This is a genomic window from Ciceribacter ferrooxidans, assembly GCF_004137355.1.
GTDB lineage: Bacteria > Pseudomonadota > Alphaproteobacteria > Rhizobiales > Rhizobiaceae > Allorhizobium > Allorhizobium ferrooxidans.
In genome coordinates this window covers 270366-289592 of record NZ_SDVB01000253.1, presented here as the reverse complement: position 1 = coordinate 289592, position 19227 = coordinate 270366, and the positions used below count along the sequence as shown (strand labels likewise).

The following is a 19227-nucleotide window of genomic DNA, read 5'->3' as shown; positions in this document are numbered from 1 at the left end:
TGATTGTCACGGGCGAACGGTTTTCTTCGAAAAAGAGACGTGCAACAGTAACGGCCTCCGCTCTGCAAAGACAATAACAAAGGTCGGCCGGAACAACGGCCGCCCACAGCTAGGTTCGAGGGAACATGCCCGCATCAGACAAGGCCGACCGCATCAGGACATCCGTCACCGAACAGGAAGCGCTCGATTTTCACGCCCAGGGCCGACCGGGCAAGCTCGAAATCGCGCCGACGAAGCCGATGGCGACCCAGCGTGACCTCTCGCTCGCCTATTCGCCGGGCGTCGCGGTTCCGGTCAAGGCGATCGCCGCCGATCCGGCCACGGCCTACGATTACACGACTCGCGGCAACATGGTGGCCGTCATTACCAACGGCACGGCAATCCTCGGCCTCGGCAATCTCGGCGCACTCGCGGCCAAGCCGGTCATGGAAGGCAAGTCCGTCCTCTTCAAGCGGTTCGCCGATGTCGATTCCATCGACCTCGAAGTCGACACCGAGAACGTCGATGAATTCATCAATAGCGTCCGCTATCTGGGGCCGTCCTTCGGCGGAATCAACCTCGAGGATATCAAGGCGCCGGACTGCTTCATCATCGAGCAGCGCCTGCGCGAGCTCATGGACATTCCGGTCTTCCACGACGACCAGCATGGCACGGCGATCATCGCCGCGGCCGGGCTGATCAATGCGCTCGAACTCACCGGGCGCGATTTCAAGAGCACGCGGCTCGTCTGCAACGGCGCGGGCGCGGCAGCGATCGCCTGCATCGAGCTGATCAAGGCCATGGGCTTCAATCCGGAGAACGTCACGCTTTGCGACACCAAGGGCGTGATCTACCAGGGCCGGTCGGAAGGCATGAACCAGTGGAAATCGGCCCATGCGGTAAAGACCGACCGGCGCACGCTCGCCGAAGCGATGGAAGGCGCCGACGTCGTGTTGGGGCTCTCCCAGAAGGGCGCGTTTACGGCCGACATGATCCGCTCGATGGCCGCCAACCCCATCATCTTCGCAATGGCCAATCCGGATCCGGAAATTACTCCGGAAGAGGTCGCAGATATCCGCAGCGACGCGATCATGGCGACTGGCCGGTCGGACTACCCGAATCAGGTCAACAACGTACTCGGCTTCCCCTACATCTTCCGCGGCGCGCTCGACGTGCGTGCTTCCTCCATCAACGATGCCATGAAGATTGCGGCCGTGCGATCGCTCGCCGCACTGGCCCGGGAGGACGTCCCCGACGACGTGGCAGCCGCCTACCAGGGCACGCGGCCGCGCTTCGGTGCCGAATACATCATCCCCGTGCCGTTCGATCCGCGGCTTATCTCGGCAATACCGGTCGCCGTTGCCAAGGCTGCTATGGAAACCGGCGTCGCGCGCAAGCCGATCACCGATCTCGACGCCTATGCGCGAGAGCTTTCGGCGCGTCGCGACCCGATCGCCGCGACGACGCAGCACCTCTACGAGAGGGTACGCAACCACCAGAAGCGCGTCGTCTTTGCCGAAGGCGAGGAAGAACAGGTAATGCGTGCCGCAATCGCATTCGCCAACCAGGGCCTCGGCACGGCGATCCTCGTCGGCCGCGACGAACCGCTCAAGGCCACCGCTGCCCGGGCGGGAATCGACCTCGACCGTCCGGGCATTGAAGTCGTCAATGCGCGGCTTTCGACCCGGGTCGAGGCCTATACCGAGTACCTCTATTCGCGCTTGCAGCGCAAAGGCTACCTGCTGCGCGACTGTCAGCGCCTCATCAACACCGATCGCAACCACTTCTCCGCCTGTATGGTAGCCCTCGGCGACGCCGACGCCATGGTGACCGGCACCACCCGCAATTATTCGACCGCACTCGAGGATGTCCGTCGCTGCATCGACCCGCAGCCGGGCCATCGTGTGATCGGCGTGTCGCTCGCACTGACCCGCGGACGGACTGTTCTGGTCGCCGATACTGCCGTCCACGATATGCCGACTGCGGAGGAGCTCGCCGACATCGCAGAGGAGGCCGCCGGCTTCGCCCGCAGTTTCGGCTACGAGCCGCGGGTCGCGCTGCTTGCCTATTCCACGTTCGGACATCCGACCGGCGAACGTTCCGAACGGCTACGCGAGGCGGTGAAGATCCTCGACACGCGCCGCGTCGACTTCGAGTATGACGGCGAGATGGGGGCGGATGTGGCGCTCAATGCCCACCGTATGGAACAGTATCCGTTCTGCCGCCTCTCCGGCACCGCGAACGTGCTGGTGATGCCGGCCATCCACTCCGCATCGATCTCCACGAAGATGCTGCAGGAGCTCGGCGGCTCCACTGTCATGGGACCGATCCTGGTCGGTCTCGGGAAATCGGTACAGATCGCCTCGATGGGGGCGAAGGACACGGACATCGTCAACATGGCCGCGATCGCGGCCTACAACGCCGGTGCCTGACCCGGAGTGATCGGCACGCGCGACCGGATCGACCGCTCAAAAGCCGATTCGAGCGCGCGCATGTCGTCCGCCAGTTCCTCCCGAAGCCAGGTCTTGAAGGCTTCGACGGCGGGAGTGCGCCGGGTGGTCTGAGTAGTCACGAAGTAGTGGCCGTCGCCGGTCGGCGCCCATGGCCCGAAAGGGATGACGAGCTGGCCCGTCTGTACGGCGTGGGAGGCGAGCGTCTGCCAGGCGAGCATTACTCCCTGTCCGGCGATCGTCGCGTCCAGGCAGAGCGATGCCTCATTGAAGACATGACGGGTGGCGAGCATCCGGCCGCCAAGACCGGCCGGCTCCAGCCAGACGTCCCAGCCGAACAACGCGTGGCCATCGATGACCGCCGGCAAGTCCAGAAGATCGCTGGGTACCTTGAGGTGGCGGGCGAGCGCCGGCGAGCACACCGGGAAGACCCGTTGCGCCAGAATGAGTTCGGAGCGCACGCCCGGCCAGTGCCCCTTGCCGACACGGATGCAAAGGTCGATGTCGGACGCCGATGGATCGATCAGTCGGGTCGTTGCGTCCATCCTCAGATTGATTTCCGGATGACGGGCCGAGAAGCCCCCAAGCCGGTGTACGAGCCACCGTGCAGCAAAGACCGGAGCGACCGAAATCGTCAGCAGCTTGTCGTCGTGTCTTCGGGCCGCGGCAACCGCGCCTGAGAGCAGGCTGAAGGCTTCGGTGAGCCGCGGCAGGATATCGGTTGCCGCTTTCCTCGGGACGAGGCCCTTCGGCGTGCGTTCGAAAATTTGACGGCCGAGTTGCCCCTCGGCCTTGATGACCTGCTGGCTCACGGCGCCGACCGAGACGCCCAGCTCGTCGGCCGCCCTTTGCAGGGACCCGAGGCGTCCGACCGCTTCAAGCGCCCTCAGGCCATTCAGATGAACGAGATTCAAGTTCTTCATATAGTTTTTCTATATCAGAGCCTGCCAAATCTCAATTGAAGCTTCTCGAGAAGAGGAGCAAAGTCTTCGTATAGATAGACCAGAATTCCAGCACCGATTGCCCTCCACGGCGACATCGAGCCAAAAGCCAGCGAATTCCGGAGACGATCCAATGTTCAAGTTTTTCTGGAGAAGGAGCGCTTCGCCGCGCTCCAACGAGAACCCTTATCCGCAGGACCCGCTAAGCCATCCCGCAATAGCGGCGATGAGCCCACGGCAAATCGCGGACCTGCCTTTCGACCCCTACGCCTTCGGCAATACCGAATCGACGTCGGGCACCCCCATGCCGGACGGTTGGAGCTCTCGTCGGGGTGTCAGCTCGCGAAACGACCCGCGTCGCTTCCGTAATAGTTGAGATAGCGGTCAGAGATCCGCGAGATCGGCAAGACGATCAGCACGTCGGTAGTGTTGAACGCGTGGTCGACGACGGCACCGGCGCCGAACATTGCGCCGAGTCGCAGATAGCCCTTGATCAGCGGCGGCATCGAGGAGACTGCCTTGCGGGCATTGATAGCCTCGGCGGGCATAAGGTCCATCTGACGATAAAGTTCCGGTCGCGCTTCGACCGCCCATTCACCGTCGGCGACCGCATTGTTGTGCAGGAAGGAGAGCGCCAGCGCATGCTCTTCCGGGAAGACGCCCGGAAAGGAGGCGCACCCGATCATGGCATCCCCGCGATGGCGCAAGGCATAGGCCCAGGCACCCTGCCACAGCAGTTCCATGGTGCGTTTGTTGCGATATTCCGGCAGCACGCAGGAGCGGCCAAGTTCGATGAAACGCTTGCCGGGATGACTGGCGATCAGCCGGTCGATCGAAAACTCGGACGCCGAATAGAAGCCGCCATGGGCCTCGGCAACCTCCTGCCGCAGTAGCCGGTAGGTGCCGACAATCTGTTCTTCAGGGTCACCTTCGATCGAGCGATCGACCACGACCAGATGGTCGCAAAGCGCGTCCCAGCCATCGATGTCACGCTTGCGCCGCGCTCCTTCGGGAGCGACCTGCGCATGCATTTCCTCGACGAAAACCTTGTAGCGGATGGATTGTGCCGCATCGATCTCGGCATGGCTGCGCGTAAGGCGCGTTTCGAGGGTTCCGATCCTGCCGAGCAGATCATTCGGCGCAGCAGTTGCGGCATTGACAGCGTTCGCGCCGTCGGCCGAGGTCGTGATGTCGAGAAGTTCAGTGTTCATGGCGAGCCGTCCGGAACCGCTTCGTTTCAGGGTCATAAACCACGCCTATGCGACAGGAAGGTGACACGATCTGCGACGGGCGTCACGCTAGCATCTTTGGCCGACTGTCGCAATTCGGCAAAATCCGCGTCGCGCCTGATCGGTGAGGTCTATCCCTTCCGCGCCCTGGTAACCATGAACTCGTCGAGGATGATGAAGGCCGCACCGACAGTGATCAGACTATCGGCCAGATTGAAGACCGCAAACGACCATGTCTGGGTGTAGAACAAGACATAGTCGATCACATGCCCGTAGACGAAACGGTCGATTATGTTGCCGATCGCTCCGGCGATGATCATTACGAAACCCAGATGGGCGAAGTGGTGGACGGGACTCGTCCGTCTCCAGAGCCAGAATACGAAGGCGACGATCGCGATCCTAAGTCCGACGATGAACCAGCCGTGGGCATCGGAAAGCATGGAGAAGGCCACGCCGAGGTTATGGGTTCGGTAGAGCGCCAGCAAGGGCATGACCGGCACCGGCTGCTGCAGGGGCAGGGATATCTCGACGAGATATTTGATCGCCTGGTCGAGGACGAGGGCGAACACGATGAAACAGATCGCCGGGAGCGGACGCGCGAAGATCGCCGGATGCGTCGTCATTTGGCCTCGCCGAGCGTCAGAAGATGGCGACGTGTCTCGAACAACATCACACCCGTCGCAACGGCGAGATTGAGCGAATCGGCACGACCGGCCTGGGGAATGCGCGCCAGCGCGTCAGCCTCGCGGGCGAGTTCGTCAGGAAGTCCGGATTGCTCGTTACCCATCAGGACGACGACCGGCTTACGCTTGTAGTCGATCGTGCGGTAGTCGACCGCACCGGCAAGGTGGGTCGCGACGACCTGCCCCCCGCACTTCGCCTTCCAGCGAACGAACTCTTCGACCGAGGTTTTGACCAGCGGCACGGCAAAAAGGGAGCCCATGGTGGCGCGTACGGTTTCCAGCGAGAAGGGATCGGTGCAGTCGCCGATCAAGATGACGCCGGAGGCACCCGCAGCATCGGCCGTGCGGATGATGGTTCCGAGGTTACCCGGATCGCGCACGCGGTCAAGCGCCACCCAGGTCTCGTCCTTGCCGAGTTGCACGTCCTTCAGCGCCCTGAACCGTTGCTCGAAAACGCCCGCCACCATCTGCGGATTGTCACGACGTGTGATCGCCGACATCACCTTGTCGCTTACCTCGAGCACCAGCCCGCCTGCCGCGACGGTGCGTGCGGCAATCTTTTCGACCAATGGCTTGCCTCGTCCGGCTTTGGAATAGACGAGGATCTTGACGGTCCAGCCGAGATCAAGCGCATCGATGACGAGCTTCAGACCCTCGGCCATGAAGCTCTTCGTCTCGTCACGCGCCTTCTTGAGCGAAAGAGCCTTGATATCCTTGACGATCGGGTTTGAGAGGCTCGTCACTTCCTTGACCTGGCCGACCCGACGCGGTCCCTGTTCGCGAAGGTCGTCGTTCATTTCGGCACCCATCGGCTGAAAAGTGAGGTTGAAAGTGCCCGGCCGGGCGTCTTGCCGTCGAGTCCGGCCTCCCGGATCACCAGTTCGCCGGATTCCACGATCCCGCCCTTGCCGCGCATCGTCTCGCGCATCAGTTCGTGGATGGAATAAAAGCTCGCCCGGATAGAATAGGCCGTCAGCACCAGGCCGAGCGCCTTCGGGGCAAGGATTTCGCGACAAATGTCGAGCATGGCCGGCAGATGATCGAAGAGCTGCCAGACCTCGCCGTTCGGCCCGCGACCGAACTTCGGCGGATCGGTCAGGATGATGTCGTAGCGGCTGCCGCGGCGTTCTTCTCGCTGGATGAACTTCATGGCGTCGTCGCAAATCCAGCGGATCGGCGCCCTTTCGAGCCGGCTCAAGGCCTGGTTCTCTCGCGCCCAGCCGATCGCCTTCTTCGAGGCGTCCACATGGGTGACCTCGGCCCCGGCAGCAGCGGCGACGAGCGATGCGACGCCGGTATAGCCGAAGAGGTTCAACACCTTCAGCGGCCGCCCATGGCCTTCGATCCGCTCCTTCATCCAGTTCCAGTGCGCGATCTGCTCGGGGAAGACCCCGACGTGCCGGAAAGCGGTGAAGCGGCCGAGAAAATCGACACCGAGAAGCGAAAGCGGCCAGGTCTCACCAAGCGCCTCGCGGGTGAAGCGCCAGCGCCCCATGCCGTCCTCGTCGGTGTCCCCGGTGAAAACTGCATCCGCCTTGTCCCAGACGTGAGACGGCAGGGCTTTCGGCCATAGAGCCTGCGCCTCGGGGCGGATGATACGGTAGGGTCCGTATTGCTCCAGCTTCAAGCCGTCACCGCTGTCGATCAGATGAAAATCTCCGGCGCCGAGACTCTCCAGAATAAGCGGAACGTGCTCGGCCGGACGCTCACCGGGGCGAATCTGCAGCTTGCGGGCTGGCTCGTCGGCCTGTGCCGGCGAATTCTCGGACGCAACTTTCGCAGTCGGTCGGCGGACGACCTCGTGAGTCTTGCCGTGGCCACCTTTCGCGGCTGCCATTGCGGGAGATTTCCCACCTGTCGGTCCCTTGCCGCCCGGTCGCGCCGGCTTGCCGCGGGCCGGCCGGCGTTCTTTGTTCTTCACGCCTTGGTCCTGTCTTTTCGATCGTCCAGTGATCGCGAGCCCATAGCATCACGGCGGCCTATGCGAAAGCGCTTTCGGTCCGTTCAGGGTTTTCGACGGCAAGCCTATTTGGACTGCAACTGCGGCAGGTCGCGGCCTGCGATCTGCTCGGCCCGCGCCTTGTGTCTTTCGGCCTCCACCTGCCATTGCTGGGCGGAGCGCGATTCCGTGCGAGCGCGCTTGCGATACTTGCGCTGGGAGAACCACACGACCGCACCGCCGATCACAATTCCGAACATGACGGCCAGGAACAGGAAAACGAAGAACGGCGCGGTCAGCGACAGCACCGCATCCTCCGGCCGGAAGGGATTCAGCGCAAGCGTCACGCTCTGGCGATTGGCGACGGACAACACGACGAGCACGATGCCGAGCGGGATAAGCACAACCAGATTGACGATCTTCTTCACCATCGCTCACTCTCCTCGGCACGCATATTCGCGGAACACCCCTCGATGTGGTGCCGCGCGCTCAGCCAGATGACGCCGTTCAATCCTCGTCCTGGTCGCCCATTCCGGGGTTCAGGCGTTCGCGCAATTCCTTGCCGGTCTTGAAGAACGGCACCCACTTCTCCTCCACGAAGACCGACTCGCCGGTCCGGGGATTGCGTCCCGACCGCGACGGGCGGTTCTTGACGGAAAAGGCACCGAAGCCGCGAAGCTCGACACGGTTACCGGCGGCCAGCGCATCGGTGATCTCGTCCAGGACGGCATTGACGATGTTCTCGACGTCACGGTGATAAAGATGCGGATTTCGCGCCGCGACGATCTGCACCAATTCCGACTTGATCACGCTCGCCCCCTGAGATTGTGGTTTCCAGCAACAGAGCGGCCAAGGTGCCAAACTAAAAAAGCACCGTCAAGGAACAACTTAGCCGGAACTCCGCAGTGTGGCTGGCAAGCACGGCAGTGGCTCGCTCCGGACGAGGTGGACTTGCATTCGCGACAACAATTTCCATATTGGCATGCGATCTTATTAATGCGATGTGTCGTGTCGGTTGCGGCAGGCTGCGGGCGGGGCCATTCCCGCTCGATATTTATTCTGGGACAGGCCTGATTCATGTTGAACAGGGTAGACGAGAGTGCCGCAATTGCCGGCCTTCAGCCGGACGCGCGCGCCTACCAGAGGGCGGTGGCGCATTCCGCACGCGTGCGTCGCCTCAAGGTTCTGCTCCCCGTCGCCGCGCTCGTCATCTCGCTCGCCTTCATCGCAGTGTCAGTGATCCGGGCCTATCTTCCCGAAAACGTGAAGATCGAATCTGCGCGGATCGAGAACGGCAAGGTCGTGATGGAAAAGCCCGCCATATCGGGACGTAACTCCGACGGCATCAGCTATTCCATGCGCGCTGAACGCGCCCTTCAGGATATCAAGAACCCGAATATCATCTCGCTCGAAACAATCGCGGCAGCGGTTCCGATCGACGACAAGACCATCGCCCGCGTCATCGCCGAAAGCGGCGTGTTCGACCGCTCCACCGACCGGCTGGACATGACGGCCCCCTTCACGATCAAGCTCAGCACGGGCATAGAGGCTGCCTTTAAGTCCGCTCACCTGGACATCAAGGGCGGCAGCATGGAAACAAAGGACCCTGTTGCCATCACTGCGAAGGAAGCGTCGATTGTTGCGCAGTCGCTCAAGATGACAGATAAGGGGCGAGTAATCACCTTCGCGGGACAAGTTCGCGTCCACATCGAACCGTCCGCCATCCGTAAAGCGGACAACTGAGAGCCGGTCCAGTCATGAAAGACAAACGTCAAAATTCGGTTTTGGTGGCTGGGCTGCTGATCGCCTTCAGCATGTCCTTTGCAGGGTCGGTACCGGCGCTGGCACAGGCAACGAAAAGCAATCTCGACGGCCTGAAGCTTTCCAACGACAAGCCGATCCAGATCGAGAGCGACGAGCTGCAGATCCGCGAGCAGGAGAAGGTCGCGCTCTTCAATGGGAACGTGAAGGTCGTACAGGGGACCACCGTCCTGCAGTCGGGCAACATGACGGTTCATTACCGTGGCGACAGTACCTCGGTGACCAGCGGCAATGCCGACATTCAAAAGATCGACGTCACCAACAAGGTCTTCCTCTCGTCCGGCACCCAGCAGGCCACTGCTGAAAGGGGCTATTTCGACATGGACCGCCAGGTGTTCGTGCTCGAGGGCGACCGGGTGGTTCTGTCGGAAGGCCAGAATGTCTTCGTCGGCTGTAAGCTGACGGTCCAGATGAATACCGGCGAAGCGAAACTCGACAGTTGCGGCGGCCGAGTACAGATCCAGCTCGACCCGAAATCCCAGAAGAAATAACCGGACCGGTCGACACGTGAAGATTCCTTTCGCCTCAGCACTGTCCGGCGCGCTACGGACGCGGCAGCCGAGCCCCGACGAGACGCGTCTTGACAAGGCGCGCTACCAGGGAACGCTGATCGCCCATGGCCTGACGAAGAGCTACAACACCCGCCGCGTCGTCAACGGGGTGTCGCTGGTCGTGCGCCGCGGGGAAGCCGTCGGGCTGCTCGGCCCCAACGGCGCCGGCAAGACGACCTGCTTCTACATGATCACGGGGCTGGTGCCCGTCGACGCCGGTACGATCGCCATCGACGGCAACGAGGTGACCGCCATGCCGATGTACAGGCGCGCGCGCCTGGGCGTTGGCTACCTGCCACAGGAAGCATCGATCTTCAGGGGGCTGAGCGTCGAGGACAACATTCGGGCGGTGCTCGAGGTCCACGAGTCGAACCGCGACAAACGGGAAGCCAAGCTCGATGAGCTGCTCTATGAATTCCACATCGAGAAGCTGCGCAAGTCTGCAGCCGTGGCCCTGTCCGGCGGCGAACGACGTCGCCTGGAAATCGCCCGCGCACTTGCGACCGACCCGACATTCATGCTGCTCGACGAGCCGTTCGCGGGCGTCGACCCGATCTCGGTATCGGACATTCAGAATCTTGTCCGGCACCTGACGGCACGCGGCATCGGGGTACTGATCACCGACCATAATGTGCGCGAGACGCTCGGCCTTATCGACCGGGCCTATATCATCCACGCCGGCGAGGTCCTGACGCACGGCCGTGCCAACGACATCGTCAACAATCCCGACGTTCGGCGACTTTATCTCGGCGACAAGTTCAGTCTCTGAGCCCAGCAGCCGACCGGGACGATTCCCCCTCCGCCCGGCTTGACCAAACCGGATAAAAAAGCAATTTTTGGGCCAGTTGGAGTTTCCCCGCCGCAGACCAACGGTCTGGGCGGGCGAATTTCGGGGGAGTTTCGCGTCCATCATGGCTTTGTCGGCCAATCTATATTTGCGCCAGAGCCAGTCCCTGGTCATGACTCCTCAGCTGATGCAGTCCATCCAACTGCTCCAGATGACTCACCTCGAACTCGTCCAGTTCATCGCCCAGGAGGTCGAAAAGAATCCGCTTCTCGACTTTGCTCCGGAGGACGGCGACGGCGGATCAGAACCCCTGCGAGGCGAGGAAGCGCTTGCCGCGCAAGAAACGACGACCGGTGAGGAGACCGGCGCCCCCGAAAGCGACTGGTACGAGAACGCCAAGGGCGCCCCGCTCAACGAGAGCCTCGACTCCAATTTCGACACTGCATTTGCAGATGAAGGCGTCTCGGCCCGTGCTGACGCTCCCGAGCTGCTGGGGCAGTGGAAGTCGATGCCGGGCGCTGGCTCCGATTCCGGGGAGAGTTACGATCTCGACGATTTCGTTGCCGGTCAGATAACCTTACGCGATCACCTGAGCCAGCAAATTCCCTTCGCATTTCCGGAAGCGTCCGACCGCATGATTGCGCTCGCACTCATGGACCAGGTCGATGAAGCAGGCTATCTGCGCACCGATCTTCAGGAGGTGGCGGAGCGTTTCGAGGCGACACCCGAACGGGTGGAGCACGTGGTCGACGTCTTGCAGACCCTTGACCCTCCCGGGATCTTTGCCCGTTCGTTGAGCGAATGCCTCGCAATTCAGCTGAAACAACGCGATCGGCTCGACCCGGCAATGGCGACGCTGGTCGACAATCTCGAGCTCCTCGCCAAGCGTGACTTCGCGACCCTGAAAAAGCTCTGCGGAGTCGACGAAGAAGACCTGATCGACATGCTTTCGGAAATTCGCGGCCTGAATCCGAAGCCGGCGAGCGGGTTCGAGACGAATTTGAGCGAGGCAGTCGTCCCCGACATCGTCGTTCGTGCGGCACCTGACGGCGGCTGGGCTGTGGAGCTCAACCCCGATGTCCTTCCACGGGTTCTCGTCAACCAGAGCTACTACGCCAGGGTGACAAAAGGCCGCGACACGAACGCCGGAGACCAGGCATTCCTCGCCGAGTGCCTGCAGAACGCCAACTGGCTTACCCGCAGCCTCGACCAGCGCGCCCGAACCATCCTCAAGGTCGCCAGCGAGATCGTCCGGCAACAGGATGCCTTTCTGCGGCACGGTGTCGATCATCTCCGTCCGCTGAACCTGCGCACGGTGGCGGACGCGATCAAGATGCATGAATCCACGGTCAGTCGCGTCACTTCCAACAAGTACATGCTGACCCCGCGAGGCCTTTTCGAACTGAAGTACTTCTTCACCGTTTCCATTGCTTCGGCCGAGGGCGGCGACAGCCATTCGGCGGAAGCGGTACGGCACAGAATCCGCATGCTGATCACCCAGGAGGACCCGAACGCGGTCCTTTCGGACGACGACATCGTCAGCGCACTGAAGGACAGCGGTATCGACCTTGCGCGGCGTACCGTCGCGAAGTACCGCGAGGCGATGAACATTTCCTCGTCGGTACAGCGGCGACGCGAGAAGCGCGCGCTGGTGAAGGCATCTTCGAGGTGAATATCGCGCGTGTCGTTTGTTAAGAATCGGTTAGCGAGCCGTTGACTCTCGCGCAAAGCTTCTCTAGAAGCCCGCCCCGATTGGCAAAGGAGACGACCCCCTGGTTATCCCCAAGCTCCGTCCAGCGACAGCCCTAGCGGGGGACATTGCTGTGTGAAGAGCTTGGATGCAGACGGCGGTTGACGTAAACTGATACCCGCAAATCACAATAAGAAGGGAAACTCCATGAGTGTGCGCGTATCCGGCAAACATATGGAAATCGGCGATACCTTCCGGCAACGGATTGAAGAACGGATCAGGGAGACGGTCACCAAGTATTTCGACGGCGGGTATTCCGGCCAGATCACGGTAACGAAATCGGCGGCCGCAGCCGCACCTTTCGTCGCCGACTGCCTGCTCCACCTCGACTCCGGCGTCAACCTGCACGCCACCGGCTCCGCGAACGACCCGCTGATTTCCTTCGACATCGCCACCGACCGCATCGACAAGCGGCTGCGCCGCTATAAGCGGAAGCTCAAGGATCGCCATCCGAACAACGGCGCCGGCACGCCCGTCGAAGTCGCATACACGGTGATGGATGCCGTCTCCGACGAGCATGAGGAAGTTCCTGAGGATTACGCGCCCACCATCGTCGCCGAAAGCACCAAGCAACTGCGGACCATGTCGGTTGCAAGTGCGGTCATGGCCCTCGACATGACGGACGAGCCCGTGCTCTTGTTCCGCAATCCGGGCAGCGAGCAGATCAACATCGTCTACCGTCGCAATGACGGCAATATCGGATGGATCGACTCCGCCAACGTCAAAGGCTGAGCCAAACCGGAAACGGCGGCCCACGCCGTTTCCTTCCCCTTTGATTCGGCGGCATGAAGGATTTTGAAATGGCCTTGGCAGATTTGCTGCAACAAGACGCAGTCGTCCCCGCCCTCAGGGTAAACTCCAAGAAGCAACTGCTTCAGGAGCTCGCCGCGAAAGCCTCAAAACTCACGAACATCCCCGAACGGGAAATCTTCGACGTCATCCTGCAGCGAGAGCGCCTGGGTTCCACCGGTGTTGGCAACGGCATCGCCATCCCGCACGGAAAACTGAACAGCATCAAGAACATCACCGGCATTTTCGCGCGGCTGGAGACGCCGATCGATTTCGAAGCGCTCGACGACCAGCCGGTCGACCTCGTGTTCTTGTTGCTGGCGCCGGAAGGGGCAGGCGCGGACCATTTGAAGGCGCTGTCGAGGATCGCGCGCGTCCTGCGCGACCAGGACCTCGTCGCCAAGCTCCGCGCGACCGAATCCGCCTCGGCAATCTACGCTTTCCTGAACGAGGAACAGGCGAACGCGGCCTGACGTCGGCGCAAAAGAAAGGGCGTCGCGCTCTCGCCGACGCCCGCGTTTCCGACGGAAGTCAGAGAAGAATCAGGCTTCCTTCTCGCCAGCTGATGCAGCATTGGCCTCCGGCTGGGCTTCCGTCTTCTGGCCGCCCTTCGCAACGCCGACCATGGCCGGACGCAAAACACGATCGCCAATCGTAAAGCCCGCCTGTACAACCTGTACCACGGTGTTGTTCGCGACATCGGGATTGGGAATCTCGAACATGGCCTGGTGGAAGTTCGGGTCGAACTTCTGGCCCTGCGGTTCGATCTTGCGCACGCCATGCCGTTCGAGGGTCGAGAGCATGCCGCGCTCGGTCATTTCCACGCCTTCGATGAGCGCAGACAGACCGGCGTCGGCGGACGCGCGCGCCTCTTCCGAAACGGCTTCCAGAGCCCGGCGCAGATTGTCGGAGACGGCCAGCATGTCCCGGGCGAAGCCCGTCACCGCATAGGCCTTGGCATCCTTCACATCACGCTCGGTGCGGCGGCGCAGATTGTCCATTTCGGCGGCAAGGCGCAGGAAGCGGTCGCGCAATTCGGCATTCTCGGCCTTCAATGCCTCAAGCGGATCGGCATCCACCTTCAGTGCTTCGGCTTCCCTGTTCTGCTGCTCGTCGATCTGGCTTTCAGCGACAGTGGCGTCAGGTCCGTTTTTCTTCGTTTCGTCGGTCATGACGGTCTCCGATTGAATCTCGTTTGGAATTCGTGCCCGATATCAGGGTTTGAGGTCAAAAAATCAAGGCTCCGGTGCGATATCGCCACCGGAACCTTGCTTGTCTCATCGACGCGTCTAACGATTGGAGCGCGACAGACGTGCCATCAGTTGCGCGGTGTAGTCCACCATCGGAACGATGCGGGAGTAGTTGAGGCGCGTCGGGCCGATGACGCCGACGGCGCCTACGATCCGCTCGTCGCTGTCGCGGTACGGCGCCACGATCAACGAGGAGCCGGACAGCGAGAAAAGCTTGTTTTCCGAACCGATGAAGATCCGGACGCCGGGGCCGCTCTCCGCAAGATTGAGGATCTCGATCAGGCTTTCCTTGCGTTCCAGATCGTCGAAGAGGAGCCGCAGCCGGTCGATATCCTCGGCGCCCGCGACGCCCTCGAGCAAGTTGGCACGGCCGCGGACGATGAGCCGCGTCGGCTTCTCCGCCTCGGCCCCACCGGACCAAACCGCCAGACCGCGCTCGACCAGATCCTGCGAAAGTGCGCCGAGCTCTCCGGCGACTTGCTCCTTCAGCTTGACGAGCTGGCCTCGCAATTCGGGGAGCGTCTGCCCCGCAAGATTGGCATTGATGAAGTTGGCAGCCTCGGTCAGTTGCGATGCGGTGACGCCTGCCGGCAGGTCGATGATGCGGTTTTCGACCTGGTTGTGTTCGCCGACCAGCACCGCCAGCGCCTTCGTGGGCTCCAGCCGAATGAATTCCACGTGCTTCAGGATCTGGTCGCTCTTGGCGGCGATCACCAGCCCAGCCCCGCGAGACAAGCCCGAGAGCATCCGGCTCGCGTCGGTCAGCAGGTTTTCCAGCGGTTGATCGGCATCCTGGGGACGGATCTGCCGCTCAATGCTCTTGCGTTCACTCTCCGACAGGTTGCCGACCTGCATGAACGCATCGACGAAAAAGCGCAGTCCTTGCTGCGTCGGCATCCGGCCGGCGCTGACATGAGGCGCGTATATGAGGCCGAGATCCTCGAGATCGCTCATGACATTGCGCACAGAGGCGGGGGAGAGAGACATCGGCAGAAGACGCGAAAGGTTGCGCGAACCGAGCGGTTCTCCCGATTCGAGATAGCTTTCGACGATGCGCCGGAAAATCTCACGCGAACGGTCGTCCAGCGCGGAAGATATCTCTTTGACCGGAGTATTCGCCATGACCCTAACGATGCAAACCCTGTTCGAACAATGCCCTAGGCGAATATAGTCACTTGCAGGCCGATCACAAACGGGAAAATCCCTGTCTTGCCGGGCGCAAAAGGCCGGTTTTTCTTTGCAAATCGCCGCGCTCGACCGTAGAAGGCCATAGAAAGTTTCAAGGAGAAGCCAATGCGGCCGTCAGGCAGAAAAACCGACCAGATGCGCAAGATCTCGTTCGAGCGCAATTTCTCGAAGCACGCGGAAGGTTCCTGTCTCGTGAAGTTCGGGGACACTCACGTGCTTTGCACGGCGAGCCTCGAGGACAAGACGCCGCCATGGCTGCGCAACAGCGGCAAGGGCTGGGTCACCGCCGAATACGGCATGCTGCCACGGGCCACCGGAGAGCGCATGAAGCGAGAGGCGGCGGCCGGCAAGCAGGGTGGACGAACCCAGGAAATCCAGCGGTTGATCGGCCGTTCGCTGCGCGCCGTCATTGACCTCGAAGCACTCGGCGAACGCCAGATCACCATCGACTGCGATGTCATCCAGGCGGACGGCGGTACGCGCACGGCGTCCATCACCGGCGGCTGGGTTGCGCTGCACGATTGCCTGAAGTGGATGGAAGCGCGCAACATGGTCAAGCTCGACAGGGTGCTGAAGGACCATGTCGCTGCGATTTCCTGTGGCGTCTTTGCAACCCAGCCGGTCATTGATCTCGACTATCTCGAAGACTCGGCGGCGGAGACCGACGCCAATTTCGTGATGACGGGAAGCGGCGCGATCGTCGAAATCCAGGGAACGGCGGAGGGCACCCCCTTCACCGAGGACGAGTTCCTGACGCTGATGCGGCTTGCACGCGCCGGCATCGGTGAACTGGTGACCCTGCAGAAGCAAGCGATCCTCTGATCGCAGCCGCAAGACGCGGGAGCAGATCATGTCGAGCGAGCTCGAAGGCATTCTGGAAACGGCGCTCTATGCCTCCGACCTCGAGGCCGCCGAGGCGTTCTACGGCGGTATCCTCGGCCTCGACGTCGTGATCCGGCAAAAAGGACGACACGTCTTCTTCCGTTGCGGCGCAGGTATCCTGCTGATCTTCGATCCTTTGGCGACCGCGCATCCGGCGCCTGCCGACGCTCTGCCCGTGCCGCCGCATGGCGCGACCGGCCCGGGGCACGCTTGCTTCCGGGTCTCGCGCGAGAAGCTGGATGCGGTCGTTGCCCGTCTGCGGGCCGCCGGCGTCGCGATCGAGGCCGATTTTCACTGGCCGAACGGCGCCCGATCGATCTATTTCCGCGATCCGGCCGGAAACAGCCTGGAATGTGCGGAGCCCCGGCTCTGGAATCTCGAATAGGACCTGCCGTATGCGCAAACTCGAAACCAAGACCATCGTCGTTGCCAGTCACAACGCCGGCAAGATCGCCGAGATTGCCGATCTCATCGGCCCGCTCGGGTTCTCCGCGAGATCGGCGGCCGACCTGAAGTTCGAAGAACCGGAGGAGACCGGAACCACCTTTGAGGAGAACGCAGCCATCAAGGCGCTCGCCTCGGCGAAGGCTTCGGGTATGCCGGCCCTTTCCGATGATTCCGGTCTGGTGATCGACGCCCTGGACGGTGCTCCCGGTGTCTACACCGCCAACTGGGCGGAACGCGACGATGGCACTCGCGATTTCCAAATGGCGATGGAGAAGGTCGAAAAGGCCCTGCAGGACCGCGGCGCGGCCGTGCCGGAAGAGCGTAAGGCACGCTTCGTCAGCGTGCTCTGCCTCGCCTGGCCTGACGGCCACACGGAAACCTTTCGCGGCGAGGTCGAAGGCACCGTCGTCTGGCCGCCGCGCGGCACGTCGGGTTTCGGGTATGATCCGGTTTTCCAGCCGGCGGGACACCAGCGAACCTTCGGCGAGATGACGGCACAGGAGAAACACGGCTGGAAGCCCGGACAGGCGACCGCATTGTCGCATCGCGCCCGCGCCTTCAAGCTCTTCGTCGAAACCTGCCTGGAGGCCTGACGCCGGTATGTCGGACGCCACACCGTTCCTTCTTCCCGATACGGGCGAACCCGGCTTCGGTGTCTATGTCCACTGGCCGTTCTGCGCGGCGAAGTGCCCTTACTGCGACTTCAACAGCCATGTACGCCACCAACCCGTGGACCAGCCGCGCTTCGTCGCGGCCTTCCTGCGGGAAATGGAGACGATGCGCCGCCTCAGCGGTCCGAAGACCGTCACGAGCATCTTCCTCGGCGGCGGCACGCCCTCCCTCATGGAGCCGGCGACCGTCTCGGCGATCCTCGAGGGGATCGCTCGCCAATGGCATGTGCCGGACGGCATCGAAATTACCATGGAGGCCAATCCTTCGAGCGTCGAGGCGACACGGTTCCGCGGCTATCGTTCGGCGGGCGTCAATCGCGTCTCTCTCGGAGTCCAGGCGCTCAACGACAGGGATCTGAAATTTCTCGGACGTTTGCACGACGTGGCGGACGCGCTGAAGGCGATCAGGCTCGCGCGCGAGATCTTCCCGCGGATGTCCTTCGATCTGATCTACGCCCGTCCCGGCCAGACCGTGGAGACGTGGGAACCGGAATTGCGGCAGGCGATCTCCTATGCGGTCGACCACCTGTCGCTCTACCAGCTGACGATCGAGGAAGGCACCCCCTTCTTTGGTCTGCACAAGGCCGGCAAACTCGTAGTGCCGGACGGCGATCTTTCCGCCGATCTCTACGAGGCGACGCAGGAGATAACGGCCGAGGCTGGACTACCGGCCTACGAGGTCTCGAACCACGCCCGGCCGGGCGCCGAAAGCCGCCACAACCTCACCTACTGGCGCTACGGTGACTATGCAGGAATCGGTCCCGGCGCCCATGGCCGCCTGTCGCGGGGACGGGAGAAGCTTGCCACCGCGACCGAACGTAACCCCGAAGGCTGGCTTGCAGCCGTCGAGCGCGATGGCCACGGAATGGTGGACCAGGAAATTCTCGGCACCGACGAGCAGGCCGACGAACTGCTGCTGATGGGCCTCCGCCTTCGGGAAGGCGTCGACCTCGCCCGCTGGCAGCAACTCTCCGGCCGCGACCCCGACCCGGCGCGCGAGCAGACTTTACTGGAGCACGGCTTCATCGAACGGCTCGGCAATTCCAGGCTGCGTTGCACACCGAAGGGGATGCTCATCCTCGATGCCGTCGTCGCCGATCTCGCCTGCTAGCAAAAAAGGGAGGATGTCAGTGCCCGTCGACGACGCCTTTTCCCGACACGACATGGCAATCCTCTACGACAGCTTCAACGGCGACGGCCCCGATCGCGAATTCTATCTCCGACTTGCCGGCAGTCCTTGCCGCATTCTCGATCTCGGTTGTGGTACCGGCTCGTTGACGCTTGCCCTTGCCCGGCGCGGGCATGCGGTGACCGGGCTCGACCCGGCTCCGGGTATGCTGGCGGTCGCGAGAGCCAAGGATACTGATCGCATCGTCGAGTGGGTTTCCGGAAGCGCCATGGGCTTTACGCTCGATCGGGAATTCGATCTCGTCATCATGACCGGGCACGTCTTCCAGGTCTTTCTCGATGACCCGGAAGCGAGCGCAGTGCTCGCCTCCGCGTACAAGCATCTCGCGCCCGGCGGCCGCCTCGCCTTCGAGAGCCGCAATCCGCTCGTACGCGAGTGGGAGCGGTGGACCGAGCCACTCACTCGGGCAAGAGCGGACGTTCCAGACCTCGGTCCCGTCGAGGTCTATTACCGAGTACAGCAAGTCGAAGCAGAACACGTCACTTTCGACACGGTCTTCACACTTATCGAGACGGGAGAACGGCGAACGAGCGCAAGTACTCTGCGCTTTCCGGGCCGGGCCACCATTGCTCGGCTTCTCGATGACGCCGGCTTCCGTACCGTCGACTGGTATGGGGATTGGAAGCGTTCCCCACTTACCCCGCAGAGCTCCGAAATCATCGCCATCGCAAGCCGCTGAGG

21 protein-coding genes are annotated in these 19227 nt (G+C 62.2%); 12 read left to right on the top strand and 9 right to left on the bottom strand.

Annotated features, from left to right (window positions below; translation table 11 throughout):
- Positions 1-125: 125 nt before the first annotated feature.
- Complete coding sequence (locus tag EUU22_RS17805) at positions 126-2411, top strand: NADP-dependent malic enzyme (protein ID WP_129333330.1); 2286 nt, start codon at positions 126-128, stop codon at positions 2409-2411.
- Here EUU22_RS17805 and EUU22_RS17800 read toward each other — a convergent pair.
- The 7 genes from EUU22_RS17800 to EUU22_RS17765 form a co-directional block, all read right to left on the bottom strand.
- On the bottom strand, positions 2393-3352 hold the full coding sequence (locus EUU22_RS17800) for a LysR substrate-binding domain-containing protein (RefSeq protein WP_129333329.1): 960 nt from the start codon (positions 3350-3352) through the stop codon (positions 2393-2395). The two genes, EUU22_RS17805 and EUU22_RS17800, sit on opposite strands and share 19 nt — an antisense overlap.
- A 353-nt stretch (positions 3353-3705) precedes the next feature.
- Positions 3706-4581: a l-ornithine N(alpha)-acyltransferase gene (gene olsB, locus EUU22_RS17790; RefSeq protein WP_129333327.1), complete on the bottom strand. Its 876-nt coding sequence runs from the start codon at positions 4579-4581 to the stop codon at positions 3706-3708.
- Between the two features lie 149 nt (positions 4582-4730).
- On the bottom strand, positions 4731-5222 hold the full coding sequence (gene lspA, locus EUU22_RS17785) for a signal peptidase II (protein WP_129333326.1): 492 nt from the start codon (positions 5220-5222) through the stop codon (positions 4731-4733).
- Positions 5219-6079, bottom strand: coding sequence for a TrmH family RNA methyltransferase (locus EUU22_RS17780; protein ID WP_129333325.1), 861 nt, complete (start codon positions 6077-6079; stop codon positions 5219-5221). The genes lspA and EUU22_RS17780 overlap by 4 nt, the downstream gene beginning before the upstream one ends.
- Positions 6076-7119, bottom strand: coding sequence for a class I SAM-dependent methyltransferase (locus EUU22_RS17775; RefSeq protein WP_129333746.1), 1044 nt, complete (start codon positions 7117-7119; stop codon positions 6076-6078). Before EUU22_RS17775 ends, EUU22_RS17780 begins: the two co-directional genes overlap by 4 nt.
- Before the next feature lie 188 nt (positions 7120-7307).
- A complete protein-coding gene (locus EUU22_RS17770) occupies positions 7308-7652 on the bottom strand; it encodes a DUF1049 domain-containing protein (RefSeq protein WP_129333324.1) in 345 nt (114 codons plus the stop codon).
- Between the two features lie 76 nt (positions 7653-7728).
- On the bottom strand, positions 7729-8031 hold the full coding sequence (locus EUU22_RS17765) for an integration host factor subunit beta (protein ID WP_129333323.1): 303 nt from the start codon (positions 8029-8031) through the stop codon (positions 7729-7731).
- 267 nt (positions 8032-8298) lie between these two features.
- Here EUU22_RS17765 and lptC point away from each other — a divergent pair, with 267 nt between their 5' ends.
- The 6 genes from lptC (at position 8299) to ptsN (ending at position 13392) form a co-directional block, all read left to right on the top strand.
- Entirely contained in the window at positions 8299-8964 is a 666-nt protein-coding gene (gene lptC / locus EUU22_RS17760; protein ID WP_129333322.1) for an LPS export ABC transporter periplasmic protein LptC, read from the top strand.
- A 71-nt stretch (positions 8965-9035) separates the two neighbouring features.
- Positions 9036-9533 carry an LptA/OstA family protein gene (locus tag EUU22_RS17755; protein WP_245485153.1) on the top strand — a complete coding sequence of 166 codons (498 nt, stop codon included), beginning with the start codon at positions 9036-9038 and terminating at the stop codon, positions 9531-9533.
- Between the two features lie 16 nt (positions 9534-9549).
- On the top strand, positions 9550-10362 hold the full coding sequence (gene lptB, locus EUU22_RS17750; protein ID WP_439329163.1) for an LPS export ABC transporter ATP-binding protein: 813 nt from the start codon (positions 9550-9552) through the stop codon (positions 10360-10362).
- 142 nt (positions 10363-10504) lie between these two features.
- Positions 10505-12052: an RNA polymerase factor sigma-54 gene (gene rpoN / locus EUU22_RS17745; protein WP_129333320.1), complete on the top strand. Its 1548-nt coding sequence runs from the start codon at positions 10505-10507 to the stop codon at positions 12050-12052.
- 225 nt (positions 12053-12277) lie between these two features.
- Complete coding sequence (gene hpf, locus EUU22_RS17740; RefSeq protein ID WP_129333319.1) at positions 12278-12862, top strand: ribosome hibernation-promoting factor, HPF/YfiA family; 585 nt, start codon at positions 12278-12280, stop codon at positions 12860-12862.
- 68 nt (positions 12863-12930) lie between these two features.
- Entirely contained in the window at positions 12931-13392 is a 462-nt protein-coding gene (ptsN, locus tag EUU22_RS17735) for a PTS IIA-like nitrogen regulatory protein PtsN (protein WP_129333318.1), read from the top strand.
- Between the two features lie 69 nt (positions 13393-13461).
- Here ptsN and grpE read toward each other — a convergent pair whose 3' ends face one another.
- Both grpE and hrcA read right to left on the bottom strand, forming a co-directional pair.
- Positions 13462-14091 (bottom strand): nucleotide exchange factor GrpE, encoded by a 630-nt coding sequence (gene grpE, locus EUU22_RS17730; protein ID WP_129333317.1) that lies wholly within the window; start codon positions 14089-14091, stop codon positions 13462-13464.
- Between the two features lie 117 nt (positions 14092-14208).
- On the bottom strand, positions 14209-15291 hold the full coding sequence (hrcA, locus tag EUU22_RS17725; RefSeq protein WP_129333316.1) for a heat-inducible transcriptional repressor HrcA: 1083 nt from the start codon (positions 15289-15291) through the stop codon (positions 14209-14211).
- Positions 15292-15462: 171 nt separating this feature from the next.
- On the opposite strand from hrcA, the gene rph reads away from it, so the two are divergent.
- Genes rph through EUU22_RS17700 form a run of 5 tightly spaced genes read left to right on the top strand, consistent with a single transcriptional unit; the run spans position 15463 to position 19225 of the window.
- Entirely contained in the window at positions 15463-16179 is a 717-nt protein-coding gene (gene rph, locus EUU22_RS17720) for a ribonuclease PH (RefSeq protein WP_129333315.1), read from the top strand.
- A 28-nt stretch (positions 16180-16207) separates the two neighbouring features.
- The gene (locus tag EUU22_RS17715; protein ID WP_129333314.1) at positions 16208-16624 is read left to right on the top strand and encodes a VOC family protein; all 417 of its coding nucleotides are present in this window, start codon (positions 16208-16210) and stop codon (positions 16622-16624) included.
- Between the two features lie 10 nt (positions 16625-16634).
- A complete protein-coding gene (gene rdgB / locus EUU22_RS17710) occupies positions 16635-17279 on the top strand; it encodes an RdgB/HAM1 family non-canonical purine NTP pyrophosphatase (protein ID WP_129333313.1) in 645 nt (214 codons plus the stop codon).
- A gap of 7 nt (positions 17280-17286) precedes the next feature.
- Entirely contained in the window at positions 17287-18468 is a 1182-nt protein-coding gene (gene hemW / locus EUU22_RS17705) for a radical SAM family heme chaperone HemW (protein ID WP_129333312.1), read from the top strand.
- Positions 18469-18487: 19 nt separating this feature from the next.
- Complete coding sequence (locus EUU22_RS17700; protein ID WP_129333311.1) at positions 18488-19225, top strand: class I SAM-dependent methyltransferase; 738 nt, start codon at positions 18488-18490, stop codon at positions 19223-19225.
- Positions 19226-19227 lie beyond the last annotated feature (2 nt).